Here is a 21,766-nt window from a genome sequence, read left to right on the forward strand (position 1 = left end):
TAAGGAGCTGTACCTTCATATGCCATTTATCTATCAGCCCCAAAAAGAAAAAAAGCTATCCATCACACCAAGCTTCGCGGATTCTAGTTATATCATCAATAGTTATGCAGGGGAATGGACTTCGATTGGAGAAAATAATCATATTATCGAGTCGACTTTTGGTGATTATACCTACACAATGGATGATGTAACGGTTAACTATGCAGAAATAGGTAAGTTTTGTTCGATTGCATCCCACGTCTGTATTAACCCGGTTCAGCATCCAATGGACCGAGTCAGCCAGCATCATATGACTTATCGAAAGGTGGCCTATAACTTTGCCAATGAGGATGACGAAGCTCTTTTTAATTGGCGGAGGACTCACACCGTGAAAATTGGTCATGATGTATGGATCGGTCATGGTGCGATCATTATGAAAGGCGTAGAGATTGGTACAGGAGCAGTGGTTGGATCTGGAGCAGTTGTAACAAAAAATGTCGAACCATATACAATCGTTGTTGGTGTTCCTGGCAAGTCGATTAAAAGAAGGTTTTCAAAAGAAATAGCAGATCGGTTACTTGAAATTGCCTGGTGGGATTGGCCAAGGCAAAAACTTGAAGCTCATTTTGATGAATTAAACGATGTGGAAACCTTCTTGAAAAAACATGGATAAGCGGTGTGACAAGTCCTAGTGGTGTATTAGGACTTTTTCTTATTTTTTTGAAAATTTACAGAGGCTTAACGTTTATTTCATAATCCGGCGATATACTAGACATAGAGTTGGTGTCGAAAGGGGCAAAGCCTTGATGTCGGAGAAAACGATATTAGTAGATCGATTGATTTCGGAAATACGGGAAGGAAAATATAAACCGAATGACAAATTACCCTCTGAAAATGAATTAGCCGACTTGTATAAAGTACCAAGAATGGTCATTCGGAAGGTATATGAACGCTTGCAGGAACTCGGTTATATTTTTTCGAAACAAGGAAAAGGCAGCTATGTTCAAAATCAGAAACTGCAAATCCCGCTTATCTTAACCGGAGATGTTAGTTTTACAGAGAAAATGAAAGAATTACAGTATGATTCTAGGACGATCAATCTAGCCTGTGAAAAAATTCCATACGATTCTTCCATTTATCATATGTTGCAAGTGAAACGTGAAGACGCCGTGTATAAGATTAGCCGATTACGAATTGTAGCTGACTGTCCCATTGCTGTTCATACTTCCTATTTATCTCAATCTCTTTTTGAAAATATAGAGAAGGACGGGAAGGAAATTCACTCTATTTTTCACTATTATCGACAACAAGGCTACACCGATTTTCACTCGACACGCAGCCAATTGAGTGTCGTCTTTCCGAGTAAAGTAGAACGAGATCTATTGAAATGTCCCAGCCTTGTTCCCCTATTACTTTTAGAATCAGGATGTGTAGATAAGAAAACAGGGAAAGTGCTGGAATATTCGAAGATTATGTATCGCAGCGATTGTTTTACTTATGTGATCTAAAGGTGTTATAAGGGCAAATACTACATAAAGGTCTTTTCGTGAACTTTGTTGCCTTTTATTTTTCTTAGTTTCGGGTATTTCAGAAATTTTTGATGAGTGAGTACAAAGGTACCTGTTTTTAAAGGAAGGGCACACCTGCGATTTGTTCACTCGATTGAGGACAAAACTATCGGACCACTCATGAGATTTGTCCCCAATCCCCATGCTTGAGGACAAAACTATCAGGCTATACAAGAGATTTGTCCCCAATCCCCATGCTTGAGGATAAAACTATCAGGCTACACAAGAGATTTGTCCCCAATCCCCTTGCTTGAGGACAAAACTATCTGGGCACATATGAGATATGTCCCCAATCCCCTTGCTTGAGGACAAAACTAGGTGGGCACATATGAGATATGTCCTCAATCCCCTTGCTTGAGGACAAAACTATCTGGGCACATATGAGATATGTCCCCAATCCCCTTGCTTGAGGACAAAACTATGTGGGCACATATGAGATATGTCCCCAATCCCCTTGCTTGAGGACAAAACTATGTGGGCACATATGAGATATGTCCCCAATCCCCTTGCTTGAGGACAAAACTATGTGGGCACATATGAGATATGTCCTCAATCCCCTTGCTTGAGGACAAAACTATCTGGGCACATATGAGATATGTCCCCAATCCCCTTGCTTGAGGACAAAACTAGGTGGGCACATATGAGATATGTCCCCAATCCCCTCGCTTAAGGACAAATCTATCCGACCGCTCATGAAATTAGTCCCTAATCCCCTCACAAACGAGGACAAATAGACAGGTTCCGTTAATTCAAAAGCAACCGTATCCGAATCATCCCCCTTAGTTAATCTGTTATAAACCAACAATCAATAAGAAAACAGCCCCCAAAAAATCGGCCATTATAAGGCCGATTTTTTTAAAAAAGATACCACTGTATTTACAAAACCCATACAAACTTAACCATTCTTTTACGTTCGCTCACTTGGCAACAAGATAGAGTAAAACTTGTAGAACAACGACATTAGGAGGCCTTCGATGAAAAGAAGACGAAGAACAGAGATATTAATCAATGGCTCTAACAAAGTAGTAGAGGACATGGCCAATTGTATAAAAGATAACTATCAAGTGAAGGTCATACAAGAGCCAGAAAGTGGCTTAGTGATGTTGAAAATTCGAGAGACTTCTCAAAAAAGCTTGTTTTATCCTGGTGAAGTGTTGGTAACAGAATGTAAGGTTCAAATCAAAGGGAAAATTGGAATTGGCATTGTGGCAGGAGATCAGCCAGAGCTTGCGTATCATCTCGCTGTGATTGACGCCGCGTTTGAAGCCATGCCGCCAGAAACGATTAGGTGGATGGAGCTGCTGCTTGAAGAAGAGGAGAAAGTCATTCAGGAGCAAAAAGCTGCAGCCAATCATTCAATTTTAAAAACAAAAGTAAACTTTGAAACGATGGATGTTTAATAGGGAGGAAAAGACTTTGAAACTAGATATCGTTCACGATCTTCAATCTGTTTATCGAAAAATGGTGGATTCTACTTCAAGGCCAGGGCTCATTTCCGATTTGAAGAAAGAGGCGGCTTTGGTAGAAGCGGAGGATAACAAAGCCTGCACACCATCCCTTTTATTGTTGGCCCTAACCTTATTCGATCAGGAAGTTACTTTTAAGGTTTTTTCTACCCAGGCAGATACGGTTACCCAAACCATTAATCAATTAACCTATGCGAAGCCGACAGAAACAAAAAATGCTGATTATCTATTAATCCTTCAAGATGCCAAGAAAGGATCGCTTGAAGAGGCCATTATAAATGCCAAGGCTGGGACGTTAAAGAATCCACATACATCCGCAACCATTATCGTGGAAGTGGATTCTGTGACAAGCGGTGAAGCCCTATTGTTAAAAGGACCAGGCATTCACACAACGGAGCTCATTTTTTTGGATCTAAATAAAAACTGGCTGGAAAGCCGCCAGGAAAAAAACAAGGAATATCCGTTAGGGATTGATTTGATTTTTATTGATCAACATCATCAGCTTTTATCATTGCCTAGAACCACACAAATTACTAGAAATAGGGTGACGGTTTAATGGGATATGTAGCCGTTAAAGGTGGAACGCATGCAATTGAAGAGTCTATCAAGCGTTTGAAATATGAAAGAATTCATCAGGGACAAACCATTGAGGTAGATAAAATTAAAGCTGGTATGCGCGGACTAATCGATCAGGTGATGTCTGAAAGCAGTCTATACAATGAAACCTTAGCTGCTATCGCGATTAAACAAGCAGAAGGAAATCCAGAGGAAGCAGTCTTCTTGCTAAGAGCTTATCGATCGACGGTCCCTAGGAAGCATTATTCAAGAGTGATTGAAACCGACCAAATGAATGTAGAGCGTCGGATCTCGGCCAGCTTTAAGGATATCCCGGGTGGTCAAATCCTTGGGGCAACCACCGATTATACTCATCGCCTGCTTGATTTTAACTTAATAGATGAAAGTGACGAAACCGTCCAGGAATGGCTTCATCAATATCACAAGGAAAGCCTGCAAGGTGAGGAGCAAAAGCTAACGTTACCAAAGGTGCTCGATTATCTGCGTAAGGAAGGCTTAATCCCCCCTTGCGAAGACAACAATCTTGAACCTGATGATGTGACGAGAGAAAGTCTGGAGTTCCCATCTAGCAGAAGCCAGAGACTGCAAATTTTAACAAGAGGGGAAACAGGAGCTGTTACATCCCTTGCCTATGCAGTTATTCGGGGCTATGGAGCATTGCACCCAACTGTTGGCGAGCTTCGTGTTGGCACTTTGCCAGTGACGATTGATCATCCAACAGATGCTGGCGACGACGATGACGCCTTTTATATTGGAGAAGTCAAGGTTACAGAAGTTGAAATGCTCATGCCAGTTACCGTTGAAAAAGAATACGGAAAAAAAGAAATGGAGTTTGAAATCGGCTATGGCCTTGTGTTTGGCCAAAATGAAACAAAGGCGATTGCGATGGGTATTTTAGATAATTGTCTTGAACATCCAAGTTCTGACTTTCCTAGCCATAATGAAGAATTTGTTCTTTATCATATTGATTCAGTGGAATCGACGGGCTTTATCTCACACTTGAAAATGCCTCATTATGTTACGTTCCAATCTAAGCTGGATAGCGTACGGAAAACGAAAAAAGCAGGGATTTCAAAAGAACAAGAGGTGAAAATCTGATGAATACAGCCTATAATTTTGCTTTTTTTGACGAAGGTTCAAAAAGAGAAATTAGAAGAGCCACGCTAAAGGCGATTGCAATTCCTGGTTATCAAGTTCCATTTGCCTCAAGAGAAATGCCGATCGGCAGAGGATGGGGAACTGGCGGTTTGCAGTTAACGCTATCGTTAATTGGCAAAAGTGATGTTCTAAAAGTGATTGATCAAGGATCGGATGAATCTGTTAATGCCGTCAATATTAAAAAGCTCGTTTCGGATACGACTGGGGTGATAACAACGGATCATACGAGGGAAGCAACCCTTATTCAATCGAGACATCGAATTCCCGAAGTACCGTTAAAGAAAGATCAGATTCTTATCTTGCAGGTGCCGCTTCCTGAACCGCTTCGTGATTATGAACCAAGCGAAAATGAAACGAAAAAACTTCATGCGGAGAGAGAATATAGTGGTGCTTGGTTAATGCTGTTTGAACAGATTATGAAATATGGAAGTATGACAACAGGGGCAGATCACCCTGTGATGGTTCATGATCGCTATGTGATGGCACCAAGTCCAATCCCACGATTTGATAATCCGAAAATGCATGAAAGTGAAGCACTCATTCTGTTAGGGGCGGGCCGTGAAAAGAAAGTGTACGCCGTCCCGCCGTATACAAAGGTCGTATCACTCGACTTTGAAGATTATCCATTTGAGCCAGAGACCTTCGAAGGCAAGCATTGCCGATTATGCGGCTCAGCTGGGGTATTTTTAGATGAGCTTGTAGATGAAGCAACGAATGATACGTTCTATCAATGTAATGATACAAGCTATTGTATTGAAATATTAAATGAAGTCGAACCATTTGGAGTGAAATAAATGGCTGAATTTGAAGTTCCGGTTTTATCGATTAAAAACTTAAATAAGCAGTTTGGTAAAGGATGTCTACATTGTCAAGACGGGGAATCCCTCGTTAAAAACTATTGCCCGATTTGTGGAACGGTTTATGCATGCAGGGATGTATCCTTTGAAGTTTTTCCAGGAGAGGTTCTTGGCATCGTCGGAGAGAGTGGCAGTGGAAAATCAACGTTAATGCAATGCCTTTACTTTGACCAGGAAGTATCGGCGGGAGAGGCATATCTAGCAGACTACCATAATGGTGAGAGAAATCTCTTTCAAGAGTCTTCTCAGCAGCAACGCTATATTCGTAACCACATCATGGGGAAAGTCTACCAAAATCCTTTGATGGGTTTAAAAATGAACTTTTCCTCGATTGGGAATATTGCCGAGAAGCTGATAGCGGCTGGCAGCCACCATGTAGGCATGATGGAAAACAGAGGGACGGAACTTCTAAATAAAGTAAACATCCCTGTGCACCGCCGAAAAGAGGCGCCGAAAAACTTTTCGGGGGGAATGCAGCAGCGGGTTCAAATTGCCAAGGCTCTTTCCAACCGCCCTCCACTTCTTTTACTAGACGAAGTGACGACTGGATTGGACCTTTCTGTACAAGCAAGTGTCCTCGACTTAATTAAAAGTCTGCAGCGGGAATTAAATATTAGTATTGTTCTTGTTTCGCATGATTTAGGAGTCATCCGTATGCTGGCAGACCGAACGCTCGTGATGTTAGAAGGAAAGGTCATTGAGCAGGGATTAACAGATCAAATCCTTGAGGACCCGCAGCATCAATATACACAGCAGCTTGTTCATTCATTGCTGTAAAAGTCCATTCTTAATCTAGGGGGAACTACTTTGTTTGTCATTACAAATGGAAGATTAATCACCGAAGAAGCCGTTTTGTATGGCTATGATTTATTAATTGAAGAAGACAGAATTGCGAAGATTGCTCCTAAAGGCGAGATTAAATTTGAGGAACAGATAGAGGTCATTGATGCAGCAGGAGGATATGTTTCTCCAGGTTTTATCGATATCCATTCGGACTACATCGAGCATATGGCTGCACCTAGGCCGACCTCACTGATGAATTTTGATTTGGCTATCCGAGAAACAGAGAAACAGCTGATTGCACACGGTATTACGACAATGTTCCATTCTCTTTCCTTGTTCAAAGGAAGTGATTATGAGTATAAGCCGATTCGTGAGCCTGAAAATGTTCGGAAATTTATTGATTTAATTGATCAGACCCATAGTATGAAGCACCTTGTCCGCCATCGGTTTCATGCAAGATTTGAGATTGATAATGTGGAAGAAATGGAAAATCTCAAATGTTATATAAAAGAGGACAAAGTTCATTTGGTTTCATTTATGGATCATACTCCTGGGCAGGGACAGTATCGTCATCTAGAAATATATCGAAATACCGTTAAGAGCTATAACAATATTAGTGATTCCTCGATTGATGTTCTCATTCATAAACACCAAACGAAAGAGAAGTTATCGATTGAAGACATAAAGGAAATCGCTCAGCTTGCACATGAGAAAGGGATTGCCGTTGCCTCTCATGATGACGACAGTCTTGAAAAAATTCAACTTGTTCATAGTTTTGGGACGACCATTAGTGAATTTCCCATCACGTTAGAGGTGGCGCGTCGAGCGAAGGAGCTTGGCATGTATACAATTGCGGGTGCTCCAAATGTGCTTCTTGGAGGTTCTCATAGTGGGAATTTGGGAGCAGCCGAAGCGATTCTAAACGAATCGATTGATATCTTGTGCAGTGATTACTATCCGGCTGCAATGCTTCATTCTATCTTTGAGTTGGTTGAAAAGTATGGCATGGATTTAGTGGATATGATGAAGCTTGTAACGATTAACCCAGCCAAAGCTGTAAAAATGGACGGGGAAATTGGCTCGATTCGCGAAGGGAAAAAAGCAGATTTGCTTATCATTGAAAAAATTAATGATCATTTCCCAGTTATTACGGGAGTATTTGTGGACGGAAAGCTGATTCAAAAGACCAATTATCGCATTTAAGCAGTCAGCGAGTGTGTAACGGAGCATTTCAGAAAGCAGGTGAATGGGTGGAAACTCTTCTAGAGATTAAGGATTTATCCAAATCGTTTGACCTTCATAATTTGGGCAAACATATCCGAGCGGTAAGCAGTGTGGATATACAGATAAAAGAAGGAGAATTCGTCGGAATTACGGGGAAAAGCGGAAGCGGCAAGTCGACGATTTTAAAATGCATATATGGAACGTATCGCATCGGGCAAGGGAGTATTTGGTACCATTCGAAAAAATTTGGGCGCATGAATTTAGCAGTTGCAACAGAACGAGAACTGCTTTATTTAAGGAAGCATGAAATTGGCTATGTGTCCCAATTTTTAAATGTCATGCCGCGAACAACTGCGAGACAGCTTGTGAAACAAGCCATCCTTGAAATGGGGAAAAATCATGAAGTGGCGGAAAAAGAAACAGAGAAGATTCTCGCGCATTTTGAATTGGATGAGGAATTATGGGACAGCTACCCAACCACTTTTTCCGGTGGTGAAAAGCTGAGGCTTAATATCGCCCGGGCGATGGTAAAAAAACCGAGACTGCTGCTATTAGATGAACCGACAGCGAGTTTAGATCATGATTCTAAAATAAGGGTGAAACTTCTCATTGAACAGCTCATGAAGGAAGGCACAACGATGCTTGGAATCTTTCATGACCTTGAGTTTATGAATCATTTATGTAATCAAGAGTACAACATGCAAAATGGTATTTTCTCGCACTCTACCAGTTTTACCAACTCTTAACAAATCTTTATATAAGTTTAATAGTGGCTTGACAATTCGTTGGTACAGTATGGTAGTGGACAAATTTTATAAAAAATAGTGAGGAGCTTGATGATGAAAAGGACGTTATTATTTTTACTATCTTTCGTTATGTTAGTTGTATTTGCAGGTTGTTCAGCTTCAGCTGGAGCTGGCGAAAAAGATACACTTACCATCGCTTGGCTTCCAAATGAATCTGGGGCAGATCTTACAGAAGCTCGTGATGAAATTGGAAAAGTAATCGAAGAGAAAACTGGTAAAAAAGTCGAGCATCAAACAACAACAGACTATATTGTTGCGATTGAAGCAGTAGCCAATGGAAACGCGGATATGGCTTTCCTAGGAGCACAAGGATATATTGAAGCACATAACAAAAATGATAAAGTGCTTCCGTTAGTCGTTCCTACAGGTGCGTCTGGAACCTTGGAAGATGCGGTTTATTATAGCTGGTTAGCCGTAGATAAAGACAATGTTGATGACTATCAGAACGGCAAAGATTTTAAAATTGATAATATTCAAGGTAAGAAATTCTCCTTTGTATCGAATAGTTCCACATCAGGTTTTAAAGTGCCATCAACAGGAATCGTTGATTACTTCAGTAAAATGGGAGAGTTCAAAGACTTAAACGCAGAAGATTTGCTTGAAGGCGGCGAAGATAAATTCTTTAGCGAAGTTTTATATGGAGGTTCCCACCAGGGTTCAGCAGTCAATCTATTATCAGGCAAAGCGGACGTAGCGGCTTTCTGTGATACATGTGTAAATAATTATGTAGAGCTTGTTGATGGGGAAGAGAACCGACCAGGTGCTGTGTATCAAGTGAAAAAGGATGCGGCAGAACCATTTAACACTGTTGTTGGAAAAGAATTTTCACTTATTTCTGTTACTCCTGTCTTAAATGCACCATTTGTCTTCAATGCAGAGACTGTGAATGAAGATCTTAAAGCTCAACTTCTTGAAATCATGACATCCGATGAAATTACGAACAACGAAAAAATCTTTGTACCAGAGGGTTCTGAGTTTTCAGGATTATTTAAGAAATCAGCAGACGAGCGTTTAGTAGAAGTTGAGGATACTTGGTTCAACCCAATTCGTGAGCTTTCGAAATAAGTAACCAAATAGCAGGGAGAGTTAACCTATGACAGTCTTATTAGAAGTAAATCATGTGACCAAACAATTTGGTAGTGATACGAAGGCGTTATCGGATGTTAACTTCTCCGTCAATGAAGGAGAGTTTGTTTCCATCATCGGTCCATCGGGAGCGGGGAAATCCACTCTCCTTCGCTGTATTAATCGGATGGTTGATGCAACGAGCGGAGAAATTACCTTTGATAACATGAATGTGATGAATCTGAAGAAAAAGGACTTAAAAAAAGTCCGTACGAAAATCGGAATGATTTTTCAGCATTATAATCTTGTCAATCGCTTAAGTGTAATCGAAAATACGCTTCATGGAAATTTAGGGAAAAAGTCAACATTGGCTGGAGTTCTCGGTCTTTATAGTCAAGAAGAAAAGGAACAGGCCGTTAACCTGTTGCATGTTCTTGGTTTAGACGAACACATTTATAAGCGCGCAGACCAATTGAGCGGCGGTCAGAAGCAGCGAGTTGGAATCGCTCGTGCTCTTATTCAAAATCCACGGATGCTTTTGTGTGATGAGCCTATTGCTTCACTTGACCCTAATTCTGCCAAAATCATTATGGATCACTTGAAAAATATTTCAAGGACAATGGGCATTACCGTTCTCGTGAATCTGCACCAAGTGGATGTGGCGTTGAAGTATTCAGATAAAATCATCGGGGTTAACCATGGCCAAGTCGTTTATAATGGATCACCTAAAAACATAACAAAAGAAGATATTCAGCGTATTTACGGATCTGAAGCTGAAGATCTTATTTTTGATGTAGGAGGCATCCATGCAAGCTGATTATTTTGTAAAGAAGAAACGGAATACACTGGGGTTCCTATTCATCTTAGGCGCAGTCACGATACTAGCCATTATCATCACTGAGTACAATGTCGCCAAAGGCTTTTCTTCCCTTCCAAAAGCTGTGGAATGGGGCTTAGCGAACTTTTATCCAACGCAAGATTCCTTAACGAAGCTTCCTGCTATTCTCGATAAGCTAATTGAAACCCTGTTGGTTTCGATTGCAGCCACCACTACGGGAGCAGTCATTGCCTTACTATTTGCAATTCTAGGCTCGAATACCACTAGAGTGAATGCCTTTTTTGGGAGCATAAGCAGAGGAATCGCGACCATTTTTCGAAATGTCGATGTGGCAGCCTGGGCTATGATTCTACTATTTTCATTTGGTCAAAGTTCATTAACAGGTTATTTTGCCTTGTTTTTTGGTTCATTTGGATTTTTAACAAGAGCCTTTGTTGAAACGATTGATGAGGTCAGCGGGGGATCGGTTGAAGCGTTACAAGCGACTGGTGCAAGTTACTTTTCGATTATCTTTCAGTCGGTAATTCCATCAAGCCTTCCACAAATGATCAGTTGGATTTTATTCATGATTGAAACAAATATAAGAAGTGCAACGCTGATTGGGTTGCTTACTGGTTCTGGAATTGGGTTTACTTTTAACTTGTATTATAAAAACTTAAATTATGATGTTGCTTCTTTGGTTGTCGTCGTTATTATTGCAGCTATTCTTTTCATTGAATCTGTATCTAATTATGTCAGAAGGGCGGTTCTCTAATGGAGGCAAATGAACAAATAACTTCTGCAAAACAATTACTGAAGTCACATCCACACCTGCAAAAAAAAATAAAAATTAAAACCTTGACCAAATCGTCAGTGGTTATAAGAAGCACACTAATGATCCTAGTATTTCTAACGGTTTATGCATTTTTTAGTTTCGACTATAAACAACTTGATGTTGGGGAAGCGATTTTATCCACTTTTGCGAATTTAAAAGCAATGTTTCTAGAGCCGCACCTTGAACATTTTACTTTTACCCATGCGCTTTATCAGGTGTTTGTCACGTTGGGTCTAGCTTTTTTAACTACATTGTTTGGAGCAATCATCGCTGTATTTTTGGGATTACTGGCTGCTGAAAATCTGACGAACAAACGAGTTTCTACGGTGATTAAGGGATTTGTTGCTTTTATAAGAGCCGTTCCGACTGTTTTGTGGGTGTTAATCTTTGCAGTTGCAGCAGGTCTTGGGAGTGTTGCTGCTGTCATTGGGATGACGTTTCATTCGGTCAGCTATTTAGTAAAGGCCTATTCTGAGTCCTTTGAGGAATTGGACAATGGCGTCATCGAAGCACTTCAAGCGAGTGGGGCTAATTGGTGGCAGATTATCTTTCAAGCAGTTATTCCGTCTTCTCTCACTTATATCATTTCTTGGACGTTTCTTCGATTTGAAATTAACTTCGCCGTTGCCATCGCGATGGGTGCCGCAGCAGGTGCTGGCGGTATCGGATTTGATATGTTTATGGCCAGCAGTTTCTACTTAGACATTAGGGAAATCGGGGCCATCACTTATTTTGTCTTAGCCATTGCTATCCTACTTGAACTGGTGGCGATCCGATTTAAAAAGAAGCTCAAGGTCAATGGGTAGAGGATTAAAATTATATAATTACCAGAGCCAGGCCGCCGCCTGGCTATTTCACTTTACTAGATTTGCCTTCGGAACAAGTATGCAGGTGAATGATGGGTTTTTATGGTAATATCCTTAAATTTTTTTTTCAACTTGATCCCAAACTTAGTTGAATTATCAAAATCGTTAACATGAAATTTGAAAAAGGAGACATTGCTTAGCAAATCAGTGAGATTTATAGTATACATAAAGGATTAACAAATAATAGTTAGATATTATATAGGAGGGTATATGAAGCAATTTCTTTCTATCAGTCCCATTCTTATCATTCTCTTGTTAGCTGGTTGTACAGGAAATGAATTAGATCAATCTCTCATAAAAAAAGAAGATAAGATTGAACTTGAATTTTTTTCACCAAAACCTGAAACAGAAGTGATCTTTAATGAACTGATTCAAGAGTTTGAAGAGCTGCATCCTAACGTTACGATTAAGCAGGTCATTGTACCTGAACCGATGACAGTGTTAAAAGCAAGAATTGCAAGAGGTGATATTCCGGATCTTTTTATTACATATCCGATCGAACAAGATTATAAAGTAAGAGCTGAAAAAGGATATCTGCTTGATTTATCAAATGAACCCTTCATTAAAAATATCCAACCCACTGTCCAAAATCGTTATCTTATAAACGGAAAGATGTACGGTGCTGCCTTAACGCAAAATGCGGTAGGAGTCCTATATAATAAGGATCATTTCGAAGAATTAAATTTATCGGTTCCTAACAGTTGGAATTCGTTTGTTCAAGTTTTGGAAGAGTTAAAGTCTAATGGAAAAACAGCTTTAGTCATGCCTAACAAAGATGCAAACCAGGCGAGTATTTTTAATTTAAACTTAGTCGTAAATGAATTCGAAACGAGTTATTGGGAAAAAGATGAGTTTTCAATTGTATCTGATCCAAGGTGGAGGGAAATAGCAGAAAAAACCCTTACGGTGCTGTCATATGTTCAGCCAAATTCTTTTAAAGACAGCTATTATGATGTAAATAAAAAGTTTGCAAATGGTGAAGGTTCTATGTACATTATGGGAACATGGGCGTTAACGATGATTGAAAAGTCGAATCCTAATTTAAATTATGGCATTTTTCCATTTCCGGCATCGAATCAAATCGATCATAATGTGTTGGGAGGAGTTGATATCGGCTTTGCCATTTCCGCTGATACAAAACATCCTAAAGAAGCGAAAGCATTTTTAGCGTTTTTGATAAAAAAGGAAAACGCTCAAAGAATTTCCAATTTTGAAGGTTCAATCAGTGCGGTTAAAGGAGTTACAAGCACCCATAAAGAAGGTCATTTAATAAGAGAAAAAATTGCAAGCGGGCAAGTAGTAAACTGGCCCAATCATTACTGGGCAGGAGGGACTGCTGCAGAATCCGATTTTCGAAAATATACGGCACAGTTTTACTATGATCATAATATGGATGTTTATCTGGAGAATTTAGACAAGATGTTTAACCATTATTCGAATGCTAAATAAAAGAATTAGGTGCCGATATGTTAAAATTTCAGCATAAGTTAATCATTGCCTTTATCAGTTTTGTATTAATTCCGATTATTATACTAGGTGTGGTTTCTTACAAAATTTCATCCACCACGTTACAAAAAAATATTAGTGAGCAAATGATCCAAACTTTAAAGGCGGTTGATCGAAATTTATTAGCCGCTGTTTCTGAAGTGAATTCCTTTTCTGACTATGTTGTTTCATCAACTGTCATTCAGAACTATTTAAATACACAAAATACTTCCTCGATCTATGAATTTTACAGCGATCAGCAGGAAATCGCCGGAAAGATGTATGGAAATTCACAGATTGAAAATCTTGTTCTTTATACGAATGGCGGGAATGTGATTACTTATACCGATGATAGGGTTACGAGTTTAGATACGCTTCGCTCAAGTTTGTTTTTGGATAAGGTTTTACAGCAGAAAGGTCGCCCGGTTTGGTTAACTCCATATGAAAATCAAAACCTTTTTTTTAGTCAGGACTATATTCTCACTCAATCAAGAGTCGTAAAGGATCTTAACACGCTTGATAATTTAGGGTATTTAATACTACAAGTAAAACTAGATTTATTTGATCCGATTTTTAAAGATATTTATGGAGGTCCCAGCCATGAATTAATTGTGAATAAAGCGGGGACCGTGCTTTATTCATTAAATCGAAATTTCATTGGTAAAACTCTGGACATTCAACGTTTTTCTGAATTTCCAACCAATAAAAGTGGTTACTTCACTGATGAATGGGACGGTGAAAAAAGTTTGATTACGTATATGCCGTCTAGTTTTGAAACGGGAAGTAACTCACAGCTCATCCTAGTATCAATTAAGCCTTTGAAAACAATTGCCAGTGAAATCGTTACTATCCGAAACATCATGTTAGTCGTTGTAGGGTTTACCGTGTTAACCGCCGGTTTATTTAATTTATTGTATTTGAAAAGAATTTCTCGTTTTATTCATGAACTGTTAATAAGGATGAAGCAAGTTGAAAGCGGCAGGCTGAGCAAACGAATGGGAAGATTTAAATTTCAAGAATTACAAAACATTTCGCAGGGCTTTAATAACATGATCGAAAAACTTCAACAATTGATGCGCGACATTGAGATAGAACAGGAACGCAAGCGTGAGGCTCAGTTTAGAGTGCTGCAGCAGCAAATCAATCCTCATTTTTTATACAATACCCTTGAATCCATTAATGCACTCGCCGCTTTAAACGGGCAAAGGGAAATTAGTAAAATGACGATTAATCTCGGTAAGCTGCTGCGCATTAGCATTAATGGTGGATATGAAGTGAATGTAAAAGATGAGATTCGTCATGTAATCAGCTACCTGGAAATACAGAAAATAAGATTTAATAATCGTTTTTCTTTCGAAGTAGATGTAGAGGAAGAACTTAATCATTATCCGGTCCTTAAACTAATTCTGCAGCCGCTCGTAGAAAATGTATTAAACCATGCGTTTTCAAACACAGATGATGAAGAAGGGCTGATTAAGATTAAAGGTACGGTTTCAAACGGTCATGGCGAGTTTTGGATTGAAGACAATGGTAAGGGTTTTGATGAACAGGTACTAATGGAATTAAATCAGTGGAAACTAAAAAATCATCATACTCAAACAAGTAATGGCCACGGTGTACGCAATGTTGATGAGCGGATAAGACTTTTTTATGGAGAGAAATATGGTCTCATCATTTGTTCTACGAAAACTGAGGGTACGATAATTAAAATTTCATTTCCGATTAAAGGTGATTAAATGGGATATAAAGTAGTGATTGCGGACGACGAACAGTTAATCTTAAAAAATCTTGCACAAATCATCGATTGGCATGGATTAAACTGTGAAATCATTGGGACAGCTCAAAATGGAAAAGAAGTGATGGAAATCATCAAAAATCAACAAACGGATCTTCTACTAACAGATATCTCAATGCCTGAAATGAGCGGGATTGAACTGTTAAAGACATTAAATCAGACCGATAATATGCCAATGGTTATTTTAATAAGCGGTTATGATGATTTTGAATATGCAAAAGAGGCAATTAAAAATAACGCGTTCGACTATATTTTAAAGCCAATTGATTATGAGGAATTGGAAGATGGCGTTAAAAGAGCGCTTAACAAATTAAAAGAGCAAAAGGTAAGTGTTTATCGACATGAGAAAAATGCAATCTATGAGCTGATTACATCAGGGAAAGTGGACGTACAAATTAAAAATAAACAAGCTCTTTACTTCTCAGTGATTGTAAAAAACTATAAGGAAGACATCGAGTTTATTTTTACAAAAAATGCAGACTTCCTTTCTAAGTGGAATGCAAACCTATTTGTTTACAAGCTGTCAGAAAGAGAAGTGATGGTTGTCGTTGAAATGGCAAAACACTTCATCAATCAAACAGCCGAGATTACCGATGCATTCTCACAGCAGCTTCTTCATGAAGGCTCTGATCAATGCGTCATCTCGGTTGGTAAAGTCGTTGAGCAGTTATTTGAAATAAAGCATTCCGTTGATGCTGCCAAGGAATTACTAAAATATGAAAACTATATAAGTGGCAATGTTCTGACAGAAGAGCGGCTAAAGAAAGAATATAAGCCCAGCCAATCAGCTGCAGATATGATGGAAGAGGCGCTCGACTATATCCGCGATAACTTTCAAACAGATCTTGGTATGGAACAGATTGCCGAACGTGCAGGATTAAGTGTTAGCTATTTCAGCCTGCTTTTTAAACAAAAAACGGGTCTTACCTTTCTCGATTATTTAACCAATGTCCGAATGGAATATGCCTGTCTTTTCCTGCGAAATACAGCTCTTAAAACATATGAAATTGCCGAAAAAGTCGGCTATACCGATCAGCGCTACTTCAGCCAAGTATTTAAAAAGAAAATGAAAAATACACCAAGTGAATATCGTAAACTAGTAAAAAATAAGTAAGCTAAGTAAGCCTCTCCCTGCTGGGTGATGAGGCTTTTTTGTTTATTTCCTTGTGCTTGTTGCTGATAAGCGGGCACCTTACGTTTTTCTTTTTCAATAATAAGAATTTAAACATTTTTTAGAAAAATGCCACATGTCGAAAGCGCTTTAAATACCTTATCATTAACTTATGAAAGCGCTAAACGAACTCACACTTCAATAATGAAAGCGCTTGATAGGGTATTAAGAGAACGAGGGGGAGAAGTATGAAAAAGTTAATATTATTTGTTTCAATCCTGTTTTTAGTCTTTTCGTTAGCAGCTTGTAGTTCAGACAAAACTAGCAGCGGTGATAAAATTGTCGTTTGGACACAAGCCGCAGCAGATCATCCAGAAGGAAAGATGTTTGCTGACCGGGTAAAGAGCTACAATGAGGCTCATCCAGACGGACCGAAAGTCGAAATACAAAACATCACACGTGCAGGAGCTGGTTCAGGCTATATAGATAAGCTGAATGCAGCCATTACAGCAAATGACATGCCTGATATTTTTACATTAGATGGACCAGATATTGGGGCTTACGTTGATTCAGGATTACTTGGTGAACTAGATGAATACATGAGCGAAGGATTCAAAGATGGATTCACGCAAGCGATTATCGACCAAGGAACAGTGGACGGAAAATTCTACGGAATGGGTTATTCAGATTCAGGCGTAGCGATCATGTATAACGAAGACATGATCAATGCATTACCTGAAGATATAAAAGCATTAGTTCCTTCACTTGATCAAGACTGGACTTGGGATCGATTTATTGAGTTATCAAGAAAAGTGGACGAGTTCGCAAAAACGACGGATGATCCAGCGTTTGCAAATTATGAAGTGGCTGTAAGTTTATTACTAACAGACATTACTGCGGGTGCCTATGAATTAGGAACATATTACTTCACACCACTTCTTTGGGGAAATGATGCAAACATTGTCGCTGAAGATGGTGTAACAGTTGATGGCGTATTAAACAGTAAAAAAAGTGTAGAAGCATTAACAAAGTATGCGCAATTATTTGCTGAACCAGCACTTGCTAATGCGACAGAATCTGAAAAAACATTCCATACTGGAAAATCAGCACTATCAGTCAGCGGATTCTGGTATGTAAATGAACTTATCAATAATTATCCTGACTTAAAATTCAAAACCGTTCGTTATCCAAAGATGAGTGAAAACATGAACGGGTTATACACCCCATCAGGTTCATGGGCATTTGTTCGCAACGGACAAGAAAAAGACGAAGATCGCATCAAGCAAATCGTTGAAGTCATGGAATGGTTAACGAATGACGAAGCATCAAAAGAATATTTCGCTAAAAACGGTTCTATTCCAACAAGAATCAATTCCGTGGACGCAATTGATACAAATACAGACAACCCATATCACAACGATGCATGGTCAGTATTAAAGTATCAAGTGGAAAACACAAACAAATCACGTCCTGTATCCCCAGGATATCCTTATCTTTCTGAAACCTTTGCAAAAGATGTCATTCTTAAAATCGCTCAAAACAAAGCGACAGATGAAGCAACAATCAAGAAATATTTAGACGATGCAGCCAAGAAAATTGATTTAGAATTTGCAAAGTACAAAAAATAATCGTTTGGAAAAGTAAGAGGTGGGGCGAGGACCTCACCTCTTACTCTTTTTTAAAAGGGGTGTGAACCATGGAGAAAATTATCAATCGTTTTGTAAAAGTGAGAAATACAACTGAACACTTCAGACATAGCGACCATTATAAAACAAGAGATATCGTGTCCGCGTACGGATTTTTAACACCTGCATTAATTCTAGCGATTCTTTTCATTGTATTACCAATTATTTTAGCGTTTACGTACGGCTTTACGGACTACTATTTATTAAAACCAAACGACAAAGAGTTTAATGGGCTTGAAAACTTTAAAAGAATGATGACAGATGAAGTGTTAATCAAAAGTTTCATGAACACGATTAAGTTTGTGGTGTTTGTTGTTCCTCTGCAACTATCGATGGCACTTGGTCTTGCGCTCATTGTTAACAAAAAAATCAGAGGAGTAGGGTTCTTCCGTACTGCCTATTTTTCACCAGCTGTTTTATCTCTTGTTGTCATCTCAATCCTATGGACGGTCATGTTAAACCCAACATCTGGATTAATGAATGAACTCCTTGCGAATGTTGGGATTTCTAAACAGCCTTTCCTCTCAAGTACATCACAAGCGATGTATACAATCATTGCAATTTCTGCATGGTCAGGCTGCGGGTATCAAATGATGATCTTTTTAGCAGGACTGAAAAATATTGATGGAAGCCTTTATGAAGCAGCGGACATTGACGGAGCCAATGCGTTCCAAAAGTTTTTATTTATCACCATTCCGTCAATAAAACCTATTCTGATGTTTTTAGTGATCACCACTACGATTCAGGCGTTTAAACTCATTGTTCAACCGATGGTTATGACAGGCGGCGGTCCGGATTACTCAACGATTACCATTTTACAATACATTTATGAGTATGGATTCCGTCACCGTAACATTGGATATGCAAGTGCCATTACATTAGTATTCACGATTTTCTTAGTCGTTATCTCAATCATTATTAAAAAGCTATTTAGAGAGGAGAAAGCAGCATGAAAATTGTAAAGAAAACCTTGTTTTATATCTTGGCGTCTCTTGTGGCATTACAATTTTTACTTCCTCTTATTTGGATGATTCTTTCTTCATTTAAAATCGATGAAGTGATTTACAGAGATATTGATACAATCTTTGCCTTTGTTCCAAGATTTTCTGATCTTTCGTTTGATTCCTATGTGGAGTTATTAGGTTTTTATAACATCTTTAAGAACGTTGGAAATAGTTTGATTTATGCATCCGTTACAGTGGTTGTAGGATTAACCATCAATTCATTGGCAGGATATGCTCTAGCAAGATTTATATTTCCATTTAAAGATTGGATTTTAATTTTTATTATCGCACTTATGATTGTGCCAATTGAAGCGACCATTCTTCCCTTGTTTTTAGTGGTAAATGAAATGGGATTAATCAACAGTATTCCGGGTTATTTGCTGCCATTTGTCATCAATGTGATGAACATTTTCCTATTCAGACAACATTTCTTATCCTTCCCTGGTGAATTGATTGAATCAGGAAAAATTGATGGACTAAGTGAAGTCGGATGTTTCTTCCGAATCGTCATGCCGTCAAGCTTAAATATGTATATTACAGTTGGAATTTTAACGTTCTTAGCATCATGGAACGATTTTCTATGGCCGGTTATGGCGTTATCAAACGCAGATTTGATGCCAATTCAAGTTGCCCTTAATGCGGTTTTTGCTGACACGTATAACATTTTCACAAGTCACATGATGGCAGCACTAACAATCGTAACGATTCCAATTGTTATTCTTTATATCATTTTCCAAAAATACATTGTGGAAGGTTCCATGCAAAGTGGAATTAAATAAAAGAGGTGCTCTATGAATCGACTACAAAAAGCAAATGATTATATCAAAGAAAACAAACATAAAACAAATAACCGTCCCCTTTTTCACTTTTCACCAGAAGTCGGATGGCTCAATGACCCAAATGGTTTTTCCTTTTACAAAGGGAAATACCAGCTCTTTTATCAGTATTACCCGTATGACATTGTATGGAATGATATGCATTGGGGTCATGCAACAACAAATGATTTTGTCAAATGGGAGTACCTTCCCGTAGCGATGGCCAATGACAAAGCGTATGATGCAAACGGATGTTTTTCTGGAAGTGCGATTGAAAAGGATGGGAAGCTCTATCTCATTTATACAGGTCATATTGATCCTAACTTAGGGTTTGATAAAGATGAATCACAAATTGCTGAACGTCAGTGTGTAGCAGTGTCAGAGGATGGTATCCATTTCGAGAAATCCAAATTAAATCCCGTGATTGGCGAAAAAGAACTGCCAGAAGGGTATCTCATTTGTGATTTCAGAGACCCTAAAGTGTTAGAGCGTAACGGGGTATACTACTGTGTATTAGCGGTAAGAAACGAGAAACGTCGTGGTGAAATCATCATGTTCCAATCAAAAGATTTACTTCAGTGGAGCTTTCATTCTTCTATTTTTCAAATGCCATTTGAAGAAAATACGTTACTAGAATGTCCAGATCTCTTCCACTTAGACGGAAAAGATGTGCTGATTTTCTCAGAAATGCCATGCGACCCTGAATTTGACGGAGAAGTAGAGAAAAAAACGTCTTATGTGATTGGACACATGGATTTTGAAAACGGAGCATTCAATCCTGAGGCAAAAGGCTTACTAGATTATGCAACGTTTTACGCACCACAAACAACGGACGGTCAAAACGGAGAGAGACTTTTAATTGGATGGATGCATCGTTGGACAAAAGCAATACCACCAAAAGAGTACGGCTATAACGGCATGATGAGTTTACCAAGAAAGTTACACATCAAAAACAACACATTGATTCAACAAGCTTATATTAGCCATGATGATTATTTCACACCTGTTGCTGTTCATGAACATGTTTCATTAAATGAGGACTTGCACATAGAAAGCGGAAGAACAGGATATTTATCTCTATCACCTTTATCTAAGAGTGAATCGTTTGTTGTTGAATTAAATAAGAAAGATAAAACCGCAACACGCGTGAGTGTGGATCCATCATCCAATTCTGTTGTGATTACTTCTGATTATGGAGATAGTGAACCCATTACCGTACGTGACTGTTTTAACAATGAAGAAAACACATTAGAATTTTATGTGGATCTTCATTCAGTTGAAATCTTTGTGAATAAGGGCGAAAAAGTCGCAACATTTACGGCATATGAAAAAGAAAAAGGAACAAGTATTGTCCTTTCAGGAAAAGGAGCCCAATTAAAAGAAGTTCGTTATGAGGCGTTTAGTTCTTAATAGTCTTAATAAACGAAATAAACCCCGCTCTAAACTATTTGGGTATGCACACAAGAAGATTGGCTGGATTTGGAATCACAGATGTCAATGCAAAAAACTTGGCCATTAATCCTAAACTTAGTGATAGTACAAAAGCACCGGGTTTGAAATAATCACGAATTAAATGGACAGGGAGTAGCTCAATATGCTGCTCCCTGCTCTATTTTTTCGGGCGACAATGGGGACGGTTCTGGCTGCAGGGTTTAACAAAAAAAAGCCGCGAGAACCGTCCCCATTGTCACCTCTCTCGAATTTTGTCGGATATTATAGGTAAAATGTCATGGGGGATTGTATCTAATTTTGAAGGAATAGGCTGGGTTCTTGTCGAATTACTAATCTGATATTTCAACTTTTTCAGAAATAGAAGAAAAAACACGCTTTAAATAGAAAAATGGGGATGTTATAAATTTAACCGTGAAGGG

At 38.8% G+C, this 21,766-nt stretch carries 21 protein-coding genes; all 21 read left to right on the top strand.

The window, feature by feature from the left end; all coding sequences use genetic code 11:
* The first annotated feature begins 19 nt into the window (after window positions 1–19).
* The 21 genes from ACN6MT_RS07045 (at window position 20) to ACN6MT_RS07145 (ending at window position 21,457) form a co-directional block, all read left to right on the top strand.
* Window positions 20–652: a DapH/DapD/GlmU-related protein gene (locus tag ACN6MT_RS07045; RefSeq protein ID WP_419955294.1), complete on the top strand. Its 633-nt coding sequence runs from the start codon at window positions 20–22 to the stop codon at window positions 650–652.
* Window positions 653–785: 133 nt separating this feature from the next.
* Complete coding sequence (locus ACN6MT_RS07050; protein WP_419955295.1) at window positions 786–1,487, top strand: GntR family transcriptional regulator; 702 nt, start codon at window positions 786–788, stop codon at window positions 1,485–1,487.
* 1,034 nt (window positions 1,488–2,521) lie between these two features.
* The gene (phnG, locus tag ACN6MT_RS07055; RefSeq protein ID WP_419955296.1) at window positions 2,522–2,947 is read left to right on the top strand and encodes a phosphonate C-P lyase system protein PhnG; all 426 of its coding nucleotides are present in this window, start codon (window positions 2,522–2,524) and stop codon (window positions 2,945–2,947) included.
* A gap of 16 nt (window positions 2,948–2,963) precedes the next feature.
* On the top strand, window positions 2,964–3,569 hold the full coding sequence (gene phnH / locus ACN6MT_RS07060; protein WP_419955297.1) for a phosphonate C-P lyase system protein PhnH: 606 nt from the start codon (window positions 2,964–2,966) through the stop codon (window positions 3,567–3,569).
* A complete protein-coding gene (locus ACN6MT_RS07065) occupies window positions 3,569–4,687 on the top strand; it encodes a carbon-phosphorus lyase complex subunit PhnI (protein ID WP_419955298.1) in 1,119 nt (372 codons plus the stop codon). The genes phnH and ACN6MT_RS07065 overlap by 1 nt, the downstream gene beginning before the upstream one ends.
* A complete protein-coding gene (locus ACN6MT_RS07070; protein WP_419955299.1) occupies window positions 4,687–5,541 on the top strand; it encodes an alpha-D-ribose 1-methylphosphonate 5-phosphate C-P-lyase PhnJ in 855 nt (284 codons plus the stop codon). The genes ACN6MT_RS07065 and ACN6MT_RS07070 overlap by 1 nt, the downstream gene beginning before the upstream one ends.
* Window positions 5,542–6,381 carry an ATP-binding cassette domain-containing protein gene (locus ACN6MT_RS07075; RefSeq protein ID WP_419955300.1) on the top strand — a complete coding sequence of 280 codons (840 nt, stop codon included), beginning with the start codon at window positions 5,542–5,544 and terminating at the stop codon, window positions 6,379–6,381.
* 30 nt (window positions 6,382–6,411) lie between these two features.
* Window positions 6,412–7,590: a phosphonate metabolism protein PhnM gene (gene phnM / locus ACN6MT_RS07080; RefSeq protein WP_419955301.1), complete on the top strand. Its 1,179-nt coding sequence runs from the start codon at window positions 6,412–6,414 to the stop codon at window positions 7,588–7,590.
* 47 nt (window positions 7,591–7,637) lie between these two features.
* Entirely contained in the window at window positions 7,638–8,357 is a 720-nt protein-coding gene (locus tag ACN6MT_RS07085) for a phosphonate C-P lyase system protein PhnL (RefSeq protein WP_419955302.1), read from the top strand.
* A gap of 93 nt (window positions 8,358–8,450) precedes the next feature.
* Window positions 8,451–9,482, top strand: a complete 1,032-nt coding sequence (gene phnD, locus ACN6MT_RS07090; RefSeq protein ID WP_419956402.1) for a phosphate/phosphite/phosphonate ABC transporter substrate-binding protein — start codon at window positions 8,451–8,453, stop codon at window positions 9,480–9,482.
* Between the two features lie 28 nt (window positions 9,483–9,510).
* Window positions 9,511–10,299 (top strand): phosphonate ABC transporter ATP-binding protein, encoded by a 789-nt coding sequence (gene phnC, locus ACN6MT_RS07095; protein ID WP_419955303.1) that lies wholly within the window; start codon window positions 9,511–9,513, stop codon window positions 10,297–10,299.
* The gene (locus tag ACN6MT_RS07100) at window positions 10,289–11,074 is read left to right on the top strand and encodes a PhnE/PtxC family ABC transporter permease (protein ID WP_419955304.1); all 786 of its coding nucleotides are present in this window, start codon (window positions 10,289–10,291) and stop codon (window positions 11,072–11,074) included. The genes phnC and ACN6MT_RS07100 overlap by 11 nt, the downstream gene beginning before the upstream one ends.
* Entirely contained in the window at window positions 11,074–11,940 is an 867-nt protein-coding gene (locus ACN6MT_RS07105) for a PhnE/PtxC family ABC transporter permease (protein ID WP_419955305.1), read from the top strand. Before ACN6MT_RS07100 ends, ACN6MT_RS07105 begins: the two co-directional genes overlap by 1 nt.
* A 270-nt stretch (window positions 11,941–12,210) precedes the next feature.
* Window positions 12,211–13,449 carry an ABC transporter substrate-binding protein gene (locus tag ACN6MT_RS07110; RefSeq protein WP_419955306.1) on the top strand — a complete coding sequence of 413 codons (1,239 nt, stop codon included), beginning with the start codon at window positions 12,211–12,213 and terminating at the stop codon, window positions 13,447–13,449.
* A gap of 17 nt (window positions 13,450–13,466) precedes the next feature.
* Window positions 13,467–15,221: a sensor histidine kinase gene (locus ACN6MT_RS07115; protein ID WP_419955307.1), complete on the top strand. Its 1,755-nt coding sequence runs from the start codon at window positions 13,467–13,469 to the stop codon at window positions 15,219–15,221.
* Entirely contained in the window at window positions 15,222–16,394 is a 1,173-nt protein-coding gene (locus ACN6MT_RS07120) for a response regulator transcription factor (RefSeq protein WP_419955308.1), read from the top strand.
* A 245-nt stretch (window positions 16,395–16,639) separates the two neighbouring features.
* Window positions 16,640–18,019, top strand: coding sequence for an ABC transporter substrate-binding protein (locus ACN6MT_RS07125; protein ID WP_419955309.1), 1,380 nt, complete (start codon window positions 16,640–16,642; stop codon window positions 18,017–18,019).
* 68 nt (window positions 18,020–18,087) lie between these two features.
* Window positions 18,088–19,029: a carbohydrate ABC transporter permease gene (locus ACN6MT_RS07130; RefSeq protein WP_419955310.1), complete on the top strand. Its 942-nt coding sequence runs from the start codon at window positions 18,088–18,090 to the stop codon at window positions 19,027–19,029.
* Window positions 19,026–19,859 (top strand): carbohydrate ABC transporter permease, encoded by an 834-nt coding sequence (locus ACN6MT_RS07135; RefSeq protein WP_419955311.1) that lies wholly within the window; start codon window positions 19,026–19,028, stop codon window positions 19,857–19,859. The genes ACN6MT_RS07130 and ACN6MT_RS07135 overlap by 4 nt, the downstream gene beginning before the upstream one ends.
* Before the next feature lie 12 nt (window positions 19,860–19,871).
* On the top strand, window positions 19,872–21,305 hold the full coding sequence (locus ACN6MT_RS07140; RefSeq protein ID WP_419955312.1) for a glycoside hydrolase family 32 protein: 1,434 nt from the start codon (window positions 19,872–19,874) through the stop codon (window positions 21,303–21,305).
* 44 nt (window positions 21,306–21,349) lie between these two features.
* On the top strand, window positions 21,350–21,457 hold the full coding sequence (locus tag ACN6MT_RS07145; protein WP_419955313.1) for a hypothetical protein: 108 nt from the start codon (window positions 21,350–21,352) through the stop codon (window positions 21,455–21,457).
* Window positions 21,458–21,766: the final 309 nt, after the last annotated feature.

Source organism: Neobacillus niacini, assembly GCF_048572935.1.
Classification (GTDB): Bacteria; Bacillota; Bacilli; order Bacillales; family Cytobacillaceae; genus Neobacillus; species Neobacillus niacini.